Genomic DNA, 16415 nt, shown 5'->3' with positions numbered 1-16415 from the left:
TAGTGTAAAACCGACACATGGCCGTTTTTACTCGGTGAACGCCGCAAATACATCGGTGAAAACGGAAAGAAATTTTTTGAGGGGATGAGCTATACGGTGTTATAAATAATATAGCTCGCCGTTAAATTTGATTTTACCGGCATCCAGTAACAGGCGAATAGTGTGCAGGCGCTCTTTTTCAGTACCGGTTTTAAGAGATGACATCAGCGTATTAATATCTGATGGACCATCGGTTAGCAGCTGTACCAGTTCAGTAGTAATATCATCGGTTAAGTCTGCAGCATCGCGGCGGCGCTTTTCTTCAAGGCAAACGTCGCATATACCGCATTTCTCGGCATCAGGCTCATCAAAATAGGCCAACAACTGCCGGCTGCGGCATTGTTCAATTGTACAATACCCAGATACCGCTTCAATTTTTTTAAGATAGATGGCTTTGCGCTGCGCTATAAACCGCTGGTCGATATAAAGTTCTTTGTTTTGCTGCCGCGGGCGCAGGTAGGTAACCTGTGGCTGGTCGTTTTGCGGCAAATAGGTTAGCACATTAAGTTGCTGCAACTGTTTCAGCCCTTCAATAACCTGCTGAACGCTCAAGTTGGCCCGGCGCGCCACGTCGAATTCTTTTAAGCGAACGTAATTCTCAAAAGCCCCGCCGTACGACCGGAGCAGGGTTTTTACAAAAGCGTCCCAGCCGGCATTTTGTATCTGGAAGTTATACAACTCATCGTGCCTTACCTCAAACCTGAAACGTGAGGGCAAAAACACACTTTCGCTGAATGCAAGATATTCGCTTTGTTCTAAAAACTTAAGGGCATTAAGCGTCTTGATCACATCCAGTTGATATTTAGCGCAAAAGGCACCCAAATCCAGGTCAAAACTTAAGCCCTCGCCTGCCCCGTAAGCTACAGCGTACTGGCTTCCCAGATGATGATATACTTGTTTAATCTCATCTACCGATGGAAAACTTAATTCAAATATCTTTTGCTGCCTGGCATGGTCGGCGTCATTATATAACAATACTGCGTAGGCTTTTTGCTCATCGCGACCGCCACGGCCTGCTTCCTGGTAATAAGCCTCCAAACTTTCAGGCGGGTCTTTATGAATCACAAACCTCACATCAGGTTTATCAATCCCCATCCCAAAAGCATTAGTGGCTACCATAATACGGGTTTTGTTACCCTTCCAGCTCTCCTGTTTTTTTGAGCGCTCATCGGGTGTTAAACCGGCATGATAAAAATCAGCCTTAATATTATTGTCTATAAAAAACCTGGCAATTTCAGCACACTCGCGCCGGCTGCGCACGTACACAATACCACTACCTTTAACACCCCGTGCTACATCCAACAGTTTTTTGAACTTATTCTCCTCATTCTGTACCACATAGCTCAGGTTTTTACGCTCAAAGCTTTTTTTGAAAACCCGGGCATCCCTAAATCGCAATTTATCCTGAATATCCTGGCGAACCTCGGCTGTAGCCGTTGCGGTCAGCGCCAGCATGGGCACTTCAGGATGTATTTCGCGCAGGTTGGAAATATGCAGGTACGCCGGCCTGAAATCATAACCCCATTGTGATATGCAATGAGCCTCGTCAACCGCAAACAAGTTAATTTGCATGTATTTTATGCGCTCCTGCACCAGTTCAGAAAGTAATCGCTCAGGAGATAAATACAGAAATTTCACCTGATTGTATACGCAAGCATCAAGCGCCAGGTCTATCTCGCGCTTACTCATGCCGGCAGTTATCGCTATAGCCTCAATGCCTTTTTCTCTGAGGTTCTCTACCTGATCTTTCATCAGGGCTATTAACGGCGATATTACAATACAAATACCCTCTTTAGCCATAGCCGGCACCTGGAAACAAACCGACTTGCCGCCACCTGTGGGTAACAGCGCTAAAGTATCGTAACCTAGCAGAACAGATTGTATGATGTCTTCCTGCATGGGGCGAAAAGCATCGTGGTTCCAGTAGGTCCTGAGTATCTCCTGTATCGTCATTTAAATATCGCGGCAGTGTCAAAACTATTAAAATAATAATGGGTTTTAAGTAGGATTAGCCTAAAATGCGCTAATAGTTTTAAATTAGCACTTGTAAAACACACAAATTCATGAAGCTACTTAAACTAACGTTTATATTTTTATTGTTTGCCGCCGCAGCCACGCGGGCGCAGGCCCCTAAGTGGAACGTGGAAACCCCGCCGGGTAACCAAAAAAAGGTTACCATTACTACCGATGAAGGTACATGGATGAACCTGGATGTGAGCCCCGACGGTAAAACCATTGTTTTTGATTTGCTGGGCGATATCTATTCAATACCTATAGGCGGCGGCAAGGCCGTATTACTGGCCGGTGGTAAAGCTTTTGAAGTACAGCCCCGTTTTAGTCCTGATGGTAAACAAATATCATACACCAGCGATAAGGAGGGCGGCGACAATATCTGGATAATGAACAGCGATGGCAGTAACAAACACTCTATTACGCACGAAAGCTTCAGACTATTAAACAACGCCAGCTGGGCGCCCAACGGCCAATACCTGGTGGCTCGTAAACATTTTACCGCTTCGCGCTCATTAGGCGCCGGCGAAATGTGGTTGTATAACAAAAATGGCGGCGACGGCGTACAATTAACCCAACGTAAAAACGACCAGCAAGACGCCGGCGAGCCGATCATATCGCCCGATAACAAATATGTTTACTGGAGCGAGGACGTAACTCCCGGCCCCAACTTTGAATATAGTAAAGACCCCAATAAGGGCATTTATGCTATTAAACGCTTAAATCGCGAAACCGGTAATATTGAAACCGTAACCGGCGATGCCGGTGGTGCGTGCCGCCCGCAGATATCGCCCGATGGCAAGTTGCTGGCTTTTGTTAAGCGCGTACGTTTAAAGTCAGTTTTATACCTGCATAATTTAGGTACCGGTGAAGAATGGCCGGTATATGATGACCTGTCGCATGACCAGCAGGAAACCTGGGCAATTTTTGGCGTTTATCCAAACTTTGCCTGGACACCCGATAGCCGAAATATTATATTTTATGCCAAAGGGAAAATCTGGAACCTGGATGTTAATTCACTGCAGGCTGTACAAATACCGTTTGAGGCCACAGCTACTCAAAGTATAACTGATGCGCTGCATTTTCCGCAACGTGTTTATCAGGATGAGTTTACGGCCCGTATGATCAGGCAGGTAACCACATCGCCTGACGGTAAAAGGATTGCCTTTAACGCCGCGGGGTTTGTTTATATTAAAGATCTCCCATCGGGCGTACCTACCCGCATTGATACGTTGGGTGATTTTGAGTACGATCCATCTTTTAGCCCGGATGGCAAGCAGTTGGTTTATGTATCATGGAACGATGCGCTTAAGGCCTCTATCAATACAGTCGACCTGACTACCCGCGTAGTAACCCGTATTACTGCCGAAAAAGGCTATTACTACACGCCAAAATTCTCAAACCATGGCGACAAGATTATTTACCGCAAAGGCGAGGGTAACGACGTGCTGGGTTTTGCCTTTGGGGTAAACCCTGGTATTTATACCATACCTGCTACCAGCGGCGGCACGCCAACGCTTATTCTTGACAACGGCATTAACCCTGTTTTTTCATCGGACGATAGTAAGATCTATTACCAGAGTCATGAAGGCGGTAAAAAAGCATATAAAGTAATGGATGCCAACGGCGGCAACCAGCGTACACTATATACTTCAACCTATGCCACCCAATTTGCACCCAGCCCTGATGGTAAATGGATGGCTTTTACAGAGCTGTTTAACTGCTACGTAACGCCTTTGGTAGGCACAGGGGCACCGCAAGACCTATCGGCAGGCAATAAAGCTTTGCCGCTTACCAGGCTAACCAAAGATGCCGGCACCTCATTACACTGGAGTAAAGACAGCCAGAAACTCATGTGGGTACTGGGCCCTAAATATTATAGCCGCGATATCCATAATGTTTTCTCTTTTGTTGACGGGCAGGCCCCGGCTTTGGATACCACGGGTGTTGACATCAACCTTAAATTAAAAACTGATGTACCTGATGGCAAAATTGCTTTCACCAATGCCCGTATAATCACCATGAAAGACGACCAGGTGATTGAAAAAGGTACCATCATCATTGATCATAACAAAATAATAAACGTGGGCAAAACCGGCGATGTGCCTGTGCCTGAAGATGCTAAAGTTTACGACATACCGGGCAAAACCATTATGCCGGGCATTGTTGACGTGCATGCACACCTGCACCCTAGCCCTGATGGCATTTCGCCGCAGCAAGACTGGAACTATTTTGCAAACCTGTCATACGGTGTTACCACAGCTCACGATCCGTCAAGCAATACTGAAATGGTTTTCAGCCAGTCAGAAATGTTGAAGACCGGCCGCATGGTGGGTCCGCGGGTTTACTCGACCGGCTCAGTACTTTATGGCGCAGACGGCGATTTTAAAGTTGTAATAAATAGTCTTGACGATGCACTCTCTGCCATACGCCGTTTAAAAGATGTTGGCGCATTTTCAGTAAAAAGCTATAACCAGCCACGCCGCGAGCAGCGCCAGCAGGTTATTGAAGCAGCACGCCAGTTGCAGATGCAGGTGGTACCTGAAGGGGGATCGACCTTCTTCACCAATATGAACATGATCCTGGACGGGCACACCGGTATTGAACACAATATACCGGTTTGGCCGGTTTATAAAGATGTAAAGTCGCTTTGGAATGCAAGCAAAACAGGCTATACCCCTACGCTTATTGTGAGCTATGGCACCCAATTTGGCGAAAATTACTGGTATGACCGCACTGAGGTTTGGAAAGATGAGCACTTACTCAATTTTACGCCTAAATCAATCGTAGATGCACGTTCGCGCCGCCGCACGACGTCTGAATATGGCGAATACGGCCACTTTGAGGTTTCAAAGTATGTAAAGCAAATTGCTGATGGCGGCACTAAAGTAAACCTGGGTTCGCACGGACAATTACAGGGACTTGGCGCACATTGGGAACTTTGGATGCTTGCCCAGGGCGGTATGACACCATTGCAAGCCATCCGTTGTGCAACCATAAACGGCGCTGCCTATTTAGGTATGGATAAAGAGATAGGCTCGTTAGAGAACGGCAAACTTGCCGACCTCATTGTGCTCAATCAAAACCCGCTGGACGATATTAAAAACAGCAATAACATTAAATATGTAATGGTAAATGGCCGCCTCTATGATTCTGAAACCATGAATGAAATTGGCAACCATGAAAAATTGCGCCTGCGCTTTTGGTGGCAGCAACCTCATGGCGAAAGCGTTACCCTGCCAATAGGTAATATGGAGACTTACTTATACGGCACACAGGACGGCGACTAATTTTGCCGTTTGATATATAGGAAAGGCCTGCTCAGTGAGCGGGCCTTTTGTTGTAAGGATTACTCATAATCGCGACTAAAGCGTAAATATTAAATAATGAAAGATGCTGTCATTATAGAAGCGATAACTTCATTTACTACGCTTAAACAATGTGTTGATATCATGATAACCGCCTACAACAACCCGCCCTGGAATAACCAGTGGACGCCCGGCAAGGCTGAAGCGCTTTTGAAATGCTATTACCACACGCCTGAATTTATGGGCTGGGTTGCTATAAAAGACAACAAAATAGTGGGCTGCGCTGCGGGAAATGCAGAACCCTATTTTGACGGGGATATATTTTATTTAAGAGAATTATTTGTGGACGTAAACCATCAACAAACCGGCATAGGCTCGTTATTAATGGCAGCTGTTAAAAACGACTTGAAGCTGAAAGGTATTACTAATGCCTTACTTTTCACCTACAGGCAGCTTACATCGTTTTACGGCAAATTTGGGTTTAATGAGTTAAGCGATATCTGTGTGATGATGGATGAAAATTTTTAATTTACTGTTTCACTTTGGATGTTTCACCGCATCTGGTCAAAAAGTCGAAAAATATAATGAACTCATAATCAAAAGATTAAAAGCCGACCGAAATTTAACAAGTGTTTCAAAGTGTTTCACCCTAATTCAACAAACAACTGATTAATAGCATCTTATGTAAAAATGGTGTTTCAAAGTGTTTCATATTTTATGAAACACCGCTAACAAAAAAGCCCCTGATCAATCAGGGGCTTCGGGAGCTGTCAGTTCAGCTTATCTTTTCTCAATCGGCACGTATTGCCTGTTCACGGCGCCGGTATAAATCTGGCGCGGACGGCCTATTGGTTCTTTATGTTCTTTCATTTCTTTCCATTGCGCAATCCATCCCGGTAAGCGGCCAAGGGCAAACAACACGGTAAACATATCAGTCGGGAAGCCTAAGGCGCGGTAAATAATACCCGAATAGAAATCGACGTTTGGATACAGTTTACGCTCCACGAAGTATGGGTCTTTCAAGGCAACTTCTTCAAGGCGTTTGGCAATCTCCAAAACTTCATCATTAACACCCAATTTTTCCAGGATATCGTCGCAGGCTTTCTTGATGATCTTGGCTCGCGGATCAAAGTTTTTATATACGCGGTGGCCAAAGCCCATTAAACGGAAAGGATCATTCTTATCTTTCGCTTTGGCAATCCATTTGTCGGTGTCGCCACCGTCTTCTTTAATTTTCTCCAGCATCTCAATAACTGCCTGGTTAGCACCGCCATGCAACGGGCCCCATAGCGCTGAAATACCCGCCGATACCGACGCATAAATATTTGACTCAGACGAACCTACTATACGTACTGTTGACGTTGAACAGTTTTGTTCGTGGTCGGCATGTAATATCAATAAAGTATTCATGGCGCTTACCACCACCGGGTCAATCTCAACCTCTTCAGTTAACTGACCAAAGGTCATGTTCAGGAAGTTGGTTACGTAATCATATTTATTTAACGGATACATAACCGGATGGCCTAATGACTTTTTATAAATCCACGAAACTATAGTAGCCATTTTGCTCAGCATTTTAATAATGCTTTGGTTTTGTTCTTCTTTAGTTTGGTTAGGCTTTAACGACTCCGGGTAAAAGGCTGATAATGAACACACCAAAGAAGAGAGCTGGCCCATAGGGTGAGATTTTGACGGGAACCCGTCAAAAAACTTCTTCATATCCTCATGCACCAGGGTATGGCGGCTTATTTCATACTCAAAATCTTTTAATTGCTGTGTGGTTGGCAATTCGCCGTAAATCAGCAGATAAGCAACCTCAATAAAGGTTGACTTCTCAGCAAGCTCTTCAATAGCGTAACCGCGATATTTCAATATGCCCTGCTCGCCGTCTAAAAAAGTGATTGAGCTTTGCGTAGCTCCGGTGTTTTTATAACCAATATCTAATGTAACTAAACCGCTTTGGTCTCTTAACTTAGAAATATCAATGGCTTTTTCGCCTTCGGTACCTTCAATTATTGGAAGATCGTATGTTTTATCACCTATAGTTAGTTGTGCTGATGCAGACATAGAAAGATTGTTTGTATGTGCAACAAATATATACAATCTGCGTATAATTCAGCCGTAACTAAAGTGGTGAAATTGTAAAAAAGTTGTCTTATTAAACTATTTTTAACAAAACGGACCATTTGATTATATTCGTAGTCAAGATCTACTCATAAATTAACTGTTTGATGGCATTTTTCTCTGGGCCGTTATTATTTATCTCTTTTTACTATAGCGTCGGGCTGCCATTAATTGTCTTGTTGCTGGTTGTGGTGTGGATGCTGGCCAGTTATAAACGCCATATTCGTGATGCCGTAAAAAAGTACACAGATAGCGTTCCGAACAACTCGCAGCAATTAAGCTCACAACAGTTTAATTCGCTTCTAAACTCGCTGAACGATATCATTTTTGAATTTAATGAGGACAAAGTTTGCCTGAACGCCTGGTTCAATGAGTTTCGTGAACTGATTGTTGATCCTAAAATATTGGTTGGCAAACATATAGAGGATATATTATCTGTTGAAAAAGCCGAAAAATTTAACAAAGCGCTTGATTACGTAATTGCTAATCGAAAGCCAACCTCATTACAATATATATCTGACTACGGTACGGGCCGTTGGCTAAATGCCCGGGTAACTCCTGTTTTTGACCGCGAAGGCAATTATACGCACCGTATATCGGCGGCATTGTCTGATATAACTGAACAGCATTTAGCTGAAGAAACGCTAAAAGAACAAGAGCGCCTTTTAATTGAAGCACAAACCATAGCCCACATAGGCAATTGGTTTTATGATGACACACAGAAGCAAACTTATTTATCGGATAACCTTTTCTCGATATTAGAAATAGACGGATTACCCGAAGGGACTAACAAATATGAGTATTACCTTAGCCTTGTACACCCTGATGACAGGCAGGCATGCGCCGACTTTCTGCTAAATCTCCCAACTTCTGAGTTAAAAGAATTTGAGCACAAACTCACTACAATTAATGGTAACCTTAAATACATACGCATTATCGTAGGTAATAAGATATTGGATGATGACGGTTTGATAAAGCGCATTGCCGGAGTTATACAAGACATTACGGATATTAAACTGTCAGAAAAGGCGGTTAGAAAAGGCCGGACCGAATTGATTGAAGCGCAGACTATAGCCAAAATAGGCAACTGGAGTTTGGATATTCAAACACAGTCGGTCAATTTTTCTGATGAAATCATCAATATTTTTGAAATTGACCCTGCAGTTTTAAAATTGTTAGGCATTAAGCGCTTTTTACTTAAGCATGTTCACCCAAACGATAAGTTTGTGGTTCAGCACCTGTTTAAAAGTGCTGCCAGCATTGCAAATTATACCTGCGTTTTCCGCATCGTTACCGCTGCTGGTAACATAAAATATCTAAGCGTCATTATTGGTAAAGTGTTGTATAATGAAAATAATGCCCCGCGCAAAATTATTGGCACCTTACAGGATATAACCGAGCGCAAACGCGCTGAAATTGACTATAAACGTACTGAAAATAAGTATAAGCTGGTATTAGAAACCATAAAACTGGCGGCGGTATCTTTAGATAACAACGGCTACATTACCTTTTGCAACCAACACCTGGCCAACCTGTTAGGCTATAACCAAAAGGAAATTATTGGCATGCATTGGTTTGATAACTTTATACCCTACGAGTTAAAAGCAACTGTGGGTAACATGCTCACGCAAAACGCCATACCATCGCAATATACAAATCCGGTTGTTTGCCGTAATGGCGAGCAACGCATCATTAGCTGGCAAAATACGATGACTTATGATGAGAACGGTTTACTCAAAGAAACCACCAGCGTCGGCGAAGATATTACTGACCAGCAAAAAGCTACCATGGAGCTGATATCTGCTAAAGAACTGGCAGAAAAATCGTCTAAGTTCAAGTCGGATTTTTTGTCTATTATGAGTCATGAGATACGCACGCCGATGAATGCAGTGATAGGCATTACCAACCTGCTTTTAATCGATTCGCCGCGGCCTGAGCAGATGGAGTATCTGAATATCTTAAAATTTTCTGGCGAAAACTTGCTGGCCATCATTAACGACATTCTGGATTATAATAAGATAGAGGCCGGTAAATTAGAGTTGAACGAGTTAAAATTCAACATCCATAACCTTGTCCAAAAAATTAAACAAAGCTTTGCGGCAAAAGCCGCGGAGAAGAAACTGGCGCTCGAGCTCAGTATAGACGAAGATATTCCTGAGTTTTTAATTGGCGACCAGATACGTTTAAGCCAGATACTAAACAACCTGATTAGTAATGCGGTTAAGTTTACCCTAAAGGGTAGCATTAATATCAGCCTAAAAACCAAGCAAATAAACAATGACCAGGTAACGATAAATTTCAAAGTAGCAGACACGGGCGTCGGCATCTCACCTGAAAGCCTGGCGATGATCTTTGATCCGTTTACACAGGAGCCGGTTGTTTTGAATAATAACCAGGATCATGGCGGCACGGGTTTAGGATTAGCTATTACCAAGCGTTTGATCAATCTGCACAACAGCGACATTTCTGTGGACAGTATTGTAGGTCAGGGTACGTCTTTTGAGTTTGCCATCGCCTTCGGTCGCCCGGACGATGCGCCGCAAAAACCTGCGGCAACACATCAAATCAGCAGTCAGCCTAATTTGCGGGGCATGAACATTCTTATTGTCGACGATAATAAAATGAATATTCTTATAGCTTCACGTTTCCTGAAAAAATGGCACGCACAAGTTGACGAAGCTTTGAATGGTCAAGTTGCCATTGAAATGGTAAATTGCAGAACTTACGATCTCGTCATAATGGACCTGCAGATGCCGGTAATGGATGGGTTCGAAGCAACCAAAAATATCAAAAACCTGTTTCCTGAACTCCCGGTAATTGCGCTGACTGCCGATGCCATGCCCGAAACGTACGACAAGGCGCTGGCTGCGGGTATGAATGACTACCTGAGCAAGCCGTTTGTGCCGGCTGTTTTATTTGATAAAGTATCGAAGTTTTATAAGCAGGTTAGTTAAACGCTGATCTTAATTTGATCGTATCGCCTCCACCGGATCTAGTTTTGAAGCAAACCAAGCCGGAATTATACCCGACACTATACCAATACCTACAGACGTACCTATACCGATAATAACATTTTTAAGGTACAGTACAATTGCAACCTGTGTCGTCCATTTAACCAAAAATGTGCCCAGGTATACCATAAGCAACCCTATTATTCCCCCCATTAAACACAGCACAACCGATTCAATTAAAAACTGAAGAAGGATAAAATAATTTTTAGCGCCAAGCGATTTTTGAATCCCAATGATATTGGTACGCTCTTTTACCGACACAAACATAATGTTAGCAATACCAAACCCACCCACCAGAATGGAAAACAAGCCAATAATTAAGCCGGCGACGTTGATAATTTTAAATACGATATCCAATTGATCAGAAAGCATGGTACTTTCATTAAGAGCAAAGTTATTGTCCTCGCCGGGCGAAAGGCTACGTATGGAGCGCATCAACCCACCTAATTCGCCTTTTACATCAGCTACAGGGATGCCTGCTTTACCTTTTACCATAATGGATGGGCGGTACTTCTCATTCTGCACGTCAATAAGGTTTCGGGCAAAATTCAGGGGCAGCAATACCTCCTTGTCGGCCGATATCCCCAGCATATCCTTACCCTCTTTGGCAAACACGCCGATGATGGTAACATATCGCCCCAGCACTTTAATTTTATGCCCTACCGCATTACCGCTCGGAAATAAATTCTCAGCAATATCATTACCTATTATAGTGACCGGCGCACCGGTTTGCGACTCCATTTCAGTAAAATAACGACCATCCTGAAAATTAACCGACCAGGTCTTATCATGATCCTGGGTACAGGCGTCAATTTGAGCGCCATCAACCGTATTACTACCATATTTTATGGTTCGGTTGTCAATACCTATTTCATAAGATATGGCCGCTGCGGTTTGGCTGCGGCGCTGCAATTCGTAAAAATCGCGTAGTTTGGGTACCGGGCGCTGCATGTATTTCCACCAGGGGTATTCGCCGTCTGATGTCCAGGGCCATTTTTCTACGTAAACGCTGTTGTTGCCCAGTTTATCTACGCTTTGCTGCAGGTTATCGCGTAAGGTATCAACCGCCGAAAAAACGGCGATAATGGTAAAAATACCAATAGTCACTCCCAGCAATGACAAAAGCGTACGCAAGCGGTTTTGGCGCAACGCGTCAAAGGCAAACAAAAAGCTTTCGCGGAAAAGTTTTAAAAATATCATTTATGGTGATTTCGCCGATTTTATATGATAACACCTATTTAAATTGATTTTAAACCCAAATAAAAATTTGGTGTTATATAGCTTTAGATGTTTATATTGCACTTAAGTTACAGCAAAAAAACAATAAACCTGATACGCTTTGCGTAAGTCAATGTAATCAAATAACATATCGGTGTAAAGTATACAATAATTCGGCGCAATCCGCAATTATATTTGTACATTTGCGCCCTTGAAAATTCATTCATATACACAAGCATGAAATTATCTCAATTTAAATTCAATTTACCAGAATCGCTAATTGCACACACACCATCAGACGTCCGCGACGAATCGCGCTTGATGGTATTGCATAAAGATTCAGGAAAAATTGAACATAAAGTATTTAAAGACGTACTGGATTACTTTGAAGACAAGGACGTAATGATCCTTAATAATACCAAAGTGTTCCCGGCACGCATGTACGGTAATAAAGAAAAAACCGGCGCTACCATTGAAGTATTCTTACTGCGCGAGCTAAATAAGGAGCTTCGCCTTTGGGACGTTCTGGTTGACCCTGCCCGTAAAATACGTGTAGGTAATAAATTATATTTTGGCGATGACGATTTGTTAATTGCCGAAGTTGTTGACAACACTACTTCCCGCGGCCGTACTATCCGTTTCTTATTTGACGGCACCGACGAGGAGTTTCGTCGTAACGTAGAGATTTTGGGCGAAACACCGCTTCCAAAATACATTAAACGTAAAGCTACCGCCGAAGATAAAGAGCGCTATCAAACCATATTTGCCAAACATGAAGGCGCTGTGGCTGCTCCTACCGCTGGCTTACACTTTAGCCGCGAGCTAATGAAACGTTTGGAGCTTAAAGGTGTTGAATTTGCTGAAGTTACATTGCACGTTGGTTTGGGTACCTTTCGCCCGGTTGAGGTTGAAGACCTTACCAAACACAAAATGGATTCAGAACAGATTATCATTGAGCAGAAACAAGCCGACATTGTAAACAGAGGTATCGAAAACAAACGCCGTATTTGCGCCGTAGGCACTACGTCAATGCGCGCTATCGAGTCGGCGGTATCTGCAAGCAAAACTTTAAAACCAATTAATGATTGGACCAGCAAGTTTATCTTCCCTCCTTACGATTTCAGCATTGCTAATTCAATGATCACTAACTTCCACACACCAGAATCAACCCTGTTGATGATGATATCTGCATTTGGCGGTTACGAAAATGTAATGCACGCTTACGAAGTGGCAGTTAAAGAAAAATACCGTTTCTACAGCTATGGCGATGCCATGCTTATTATCTAATATTTGGTATTAAGAAGCAAGGTTAAAGATGTGATATCAGAAATGGTCTCACATCTTTTTTGTTTTATGATGATTTTAAGATATTTACCAAATCAAGCACATGTCTCAAATCCCAGATCCCACATCCATACCCAAATACGCTATCATCGTGGCTGGTGGCTCAGGCACCCGAATGGGCGCCGCCATACCCAAGCAGTTTTTGTTATTAAACGGATTACCGGTTTTGATGCACACTTTGCTGGCCTTTCAAAACAGCCGGTCAAAGCCTGATTTGATTTTGGTACTGCCAGCTGCTTATCATGAATACTGGGTTGAGCTTTGCAAGAAGCATAATTTTGAGATCGCTCATCAGCTGGTTAGCGGTGGCGAAACCCGCTTTCACTCCGTAAAAAATGGCTTGGATTTAATTTCTGCGGATGAACCTAGCCTGATTGCTGTACAGGATGCCGTAAGACCCATGACCAGTGCCGAAATCATCGATGCAGCTTACCTAAGTGCTGCACAATACGGCAATGGCGTAGTAGCCGTAAAAAGCCGCGATTCTATCCGCCAATTAAAAAACAACACCTCGGTAGCGCTTACGCGCGATGAAATTTACCTGGTACAAACACCGCAAACATTCCAATCGGCACAACTAAAAAAGGCTTATGAACAGGCCTATACCCCTAAATTTACTGACGATGCCAGCGTAGTTGAAGCCATGGGCCAGCTTATTCATTTGGTGGATGGTAGCCACAAAAATATCAAGATTACTTTTCCTGAAGATATTGCGATTATGGAATTGCTGATAAAAAACGCGGTAAGTTAATTATCAATCCTCATCTTTGGGCGAATCATAAAACAAAAGTTTGCCCGTATTAGGGCGCACGGCGGTCCAGCTATCAATATCAAATTCAATTAATCCAACTGCTCCGGGGGGCACATCTTTGGTCTGACCAGACAGATCGTACAGTATCTGTCCTATCGCCGGATTATGGCCCACCAACCCGATAAAATCATACTGATCATCTAAATTACCGATCACCTCCAGTAATTCATCCGTACGGGCATCGTAAATAGCTTTTATTTCCTCCGGCTTAGCTAAACCCATGTGTTCAGCAATAACATCGGCGGTGGCCAGGGTGCGCAACGCCGGACTGGCAACCAATATTTGAGGGATAATGTTATGAGCTTTTAACCGGCCAGCCATAATTGCTGCATCCCGCAATCCCGAAGGCTTTAGCGGACGCTCAAAATCAATATATCCGCTTTCGTGGGTGGCCCTGGCATGGCGAATTAACAGCAGCTTTTTCATAAGTTATTATTTAAAAATATATCCCAGTCCGATAGTGAACTCCTTGTTTTTCATAACAGTTGTCCCCGCATCTTGTTCAGGTATTGATTCAATATCTTTTAAACCAAGTTTATAACCCATATTAAACGTAACGCGGTTACGAAACTCAAACCCGGTTATAAAATCAAGCCCGGCGTCAAATCTGCGCAGATCGTTATTTGCACCAAACTTTAACTTATCAGTAGTTGCAACGCCTGGTGTTTCATATTTAATATTACCTTTTATACCCTCAGCTCCAAAACCACCTGCTCCCAGGTAATACTTACCAAGGTTGGTAAAATTCCATTTGTGTAGCAAGTTCACCGGTAGCTCCAAATAAGTAATATGCGTGGTGGTGGTTAGCGCATCCTGATAAAACACGCCGCCTTTATTGGCAATACCTGGTTCGGCCTCCAGCCAGAATCCACTTTTTAATGGCATTTGCACTATTCCTTTGATATTAAAGGTCTTCAAGCTGCCGGTTGAAAGTATATCCGGACCCTTAATTTGCTGGTAGGCGATACCGCCATCTATCTTGCCGCCAACAATCAGTTTTTGTGCGTTGGCTGCCAAGCAGGTTATACTAACCATCAACAACATTGATAATGTCTTTTTCATCATAAACTAACTGTTTACAAATTGCTTTATCTGATTCTCATCAATATCACGCATACATTTAAAATGCCCCAGCGGACACGCTGCCAAACCAAATTTTGAGCACGGCCTGCACTCTAGTTCAATATCAGCTATTAAAACATCCTTAACTTTATAAGGCTGTACGCCTAGTAACTCAGGAACTGTGCCGCCCCAAACAGATACTATAGGGCGGTCAAAAGCCTCGGCTATGTGGGTGAGGCCTGTATCAAAGCCAATGATCTTTTGAGCTTTTGACACCAGGAACACCGATTCATCCAGTGTGGTTATGCCGCACGCGTTGTAGACCTTCTCGCCTGTAGCGGCGATTATTTCATCGCCATTCGCCTTCACGTCATTACCACCCAGCAAAACTACCGGCAAATTAATTTCTTTGCAGATGCTTATGATCTTATCATTGGGCATACGCTTGGTAAAGTGCGTGGCGCCTATCACAAAAGCTACAAAACCGCTTTGGTGGGTTGCAGGTAAAAGCGTATTAAGCTGATGTTGAGCTTTAATATAGTAGTCGATGGGCTGGCCATCATTTTTGACGCCCAGTACTTCTGCAGCTTTCATATACCTGTCAACCAGGTGCACGGGCGGCACAAGCTTCCACTTAAATTTCAAGCTTAGCCACTTAAGGATAGTCTGTTTATGATAGGTTGACGACGGCACCCGCGTACGCAGCTTAATAAGGGCCGTGCGCAGGTTATTATGCAGGTCGACGATATAGTCATAGCCCTCGGCCCGAATGTCCTGAATGGTCTCCTTTAGGGTCGGTTTAAGCAACAGCAATTTATCGACGTATGGGTTATTGTCGTAGATGTATTTAAAAGCCGGTTTGGTAATAAAATGAACCTCGGCATCCGGCAGTTGTTTTTTGAGGCAACGCACAACAGGAGTTGTGTAAATGATATCGCCCATTGAACTGAAACGGATCACCAGTATTTTCATCTCGTTTGCTTTAACTTTGACCCTGAATGCGCTTAATGATAGAAGTTGATGAGTAGCCCTCAACCAGGTCGATCGTTTTCACCTCACCCCCATTGGCCATCACCTCTTTGGCGCCAACGATGGTATCGACGGTATAATCAGAGCCTTTAACCAAAATATTTGGCCGCAAAGCGCTGATCAGATTTAGCGGCGTATCTTCTTCAAAAATCACTACGGCATCCACAAAAAAAAGCGCAGCTAATAACGCCGCGCGATTAGCCTGATCATTGATCGGCCTGCTTTCACCTTTAATTCGCTTTACCGAGCTGTCAGCATTTAATCCTACTACCAGCCGGTCACCCAGGTTGGCGGCCTTAGCCATATAGGTAATGTGGCCTAAATGCAGCAAATCAAACACACCGTTGGTAAACACCACCTTATCACCCTCTCTTTGCCAAAAGTCTATCTTGGTTTTTGTAGCCTGCAGGTCGCCTATTTTTTCTAAAAGTGCACGTTCTAAATCTATGCTCATGTTAT

The 16415-nt window shown here is 43.5% G+C and carries 12 protein-coding genes; 5 read left to right on the top strand and 7 right to left on the bottom strand.

Translation table 11 applies throughout. The features are described 5' to 3' along the window. Positions 1-99: 99 nt before the first annotated feature. On the bottom strand, positions 100-1992 hold the full coding sequence (locus ACFS5N_RS01710; protein WP_377181571.1) for a RecQ family ATP-dependent DNA helicase: 1893 nt from the start codon (positions 1990-1992) through the stop codon (positions 100-102). A gap of 110 nt (positions 1993-2102) precedes the next feature. On the opposite strand from ACFS5N_RS01710, the gene ACFS5N_RS01705 reads away from it, so the two are divergent. Continuing rightward, complete coding sequence (locus tag ACFS5N_RS01705) at positions 2103-5339, top strand: amidohydrolase family protein (RefSeq protein WP_377181569.1); 3237 nt, start codon at positions 2103-2105, stop codon at positions 5337-5339. Positions 5340-5435: 96 nt separating this feature from the next. Beyond that, complete coding sequence (locus tag ACFS5N_RS01700) at positions 5436-5885, top strand: GNAT family N-acetyltransferase (RefSeq protein WP_377181567.1); 450 nt, start codon at positions 5436-5438, stop codon at positions 5883-5885. Positions 5886-6137: 252 nt separating this feature from the next. On the opposite strand, the gene ACFS5N_RS01695 is transcribed toward ACFS5N_RS01700, so the two are convergent. Next, the gene (locus ACFS5N_RS01695; protein WP_377181565.1) at positions 6138-7424 is read right to left on the bottom strand and encodes a citrate synthase; all 1287 of its coding nucleotides are present in this window, start codon (positions 7422-7424) and stop codon (positions 6138-6140) included. Positions 7425-7588: 164 nt separating this feature from the next. Between ACFS5N_RS01695 and ACFS5N_RS01690 the strand changes: the two genes are divergently transcribed. Further along, positions 7589-10435: a PAS domain S-box protein gene (locus ACFS5N_RS01690; RefSeq protein WP_377181563.1), complete on the top strand. Its 2847-nt coding sequence runs from the start codon at positions 7589-7591 to the stop codon at positions 10433-10435. A gap of 9 nt (positions 10436-10444) precedes the next feature. On the opposite strand, the gene ACFS5N_RS01685 is transcribed toward ACFS5N_RS01690, so the two are convergent. After that, positions 10445-11692, bottom strand: a complete 1248-nt coding sequence (locus tag ACFS5N_RS01685) for an ABC transporter permease (RefSeq protein WP_377181561.1) — start codon at positions 11690-11692, stop codon at positions 10445-10447. Positions 11693-11947: 255 nt separating this feature from the next. On the opposite strand from ACFS5N_RS01685, the gene queA reads away from it, so the two are divergent. Both queA and ACFS5N_RS01675 read left to right on the top strand, forming a co-directional pair. Continuing rightward, entirely contained in the window at positions 11948-12997 is a 1050-nt protein-coding gene (gene queA, locus ACFS5N_RS01680) for a tRNA preQ1(34) S-adenosylmethionine ribosyltransferase-isomerase QueA (protein WP_377181559.1), read from the top strand. Between the two features lie 100 nt (positions 12998-13097). Further along, positions 13098-13805 carry a 2-C-methyl-D-erythritol 4-phosphate cytidylyltransferase gene (locus ACFS5N_RS01675; RefSeq protein ID WP_377181557.1) on the top strand — a complete coding sequence of 236 codons (708 nt, stop codon included), beginning with the start codon at positions 13098-13100 and terminating at the stop codon, positions 13803-13805. Between the two features lie 3 nt (positions 13806-13808). Here ACFS5N_RS01675 and ACFS5N_RS01670 read toward each other — a convergent pair whose 3' ends face one another. Genes ACFS5N_RS01670 through rfaE2 form a run of 4 tightly spaced genes read right to left on the bottom strand, consistent with a single transcriptional unit; the run spans position 13809 to position 16410 of the window. Further along, complete coding sequence (locus tag ACFS5N_RS01670) at positions 13809-14291, bottom strand: SixA phosphatase family protein (protein ID WP_377181555.1); 483 nt, start codon at positions 14289-14291, stop codon at positions 13809-13811. Positions 14292-14297: 6 nt separating this feature from the next. After that, complete coding sequence (locus tag ACFS5N_RS01665; RefSeq protein ID WP_377181553.1) at positions 14298-14930, bottom strand: porin family protein; 633 nt, start codon at positions 14928-14930, stop codon at positions 14298-14300. Between the two features lie 3 nt (positions 14931-14933). Next, positions 14934-15899 carry a glycosyltransferase family 9 protein gene (locus ACFS5N_RS01660; protein WP_377181551.1) on the bottom strand — a complete coding sequence of 322 codons (966 nt, stop codon included), beginning with the start codon at positions 15897-15899 and terminating at the stop codon, positions 14934-14936. Between the two features lie 10 nt (positions 15900-15909). Then, positions 15910-16410 carry a D-glycero-beta-D-manno-heptose 1-phosphate adenylyltransferase gene (rfaE2, locus tag ACFS5N_RS01655; protein ID WP_377181549.1) on the bottom strand — a complete coding sequence of 167 codons (501 nt, stop codon included), beginning with the start codon at positions 16408-16410 and terminating at the stop codon, positions 15910-15912. Positions 16411-16415 lie beyond the last annotated feature (5 nt).

Origin of the sequence: Mucilaginibacter ximonensis, assembly GCF_042686265.1 — a bacterium.
In the GTDB taxonomy this organism is placed as follows: Bacteria; Bacteroidota; Bacteroidia; order Sphingobacteriales; family Sphingobacteriaceae; genus Mucilaginibacter; species Mucilaginibacter ximonensis.
The sequence above is the reverse complement of the archived record's forward strand: the minus strand, read 5'-3'. Positions and strand labels throughout refer to the sequence as shown.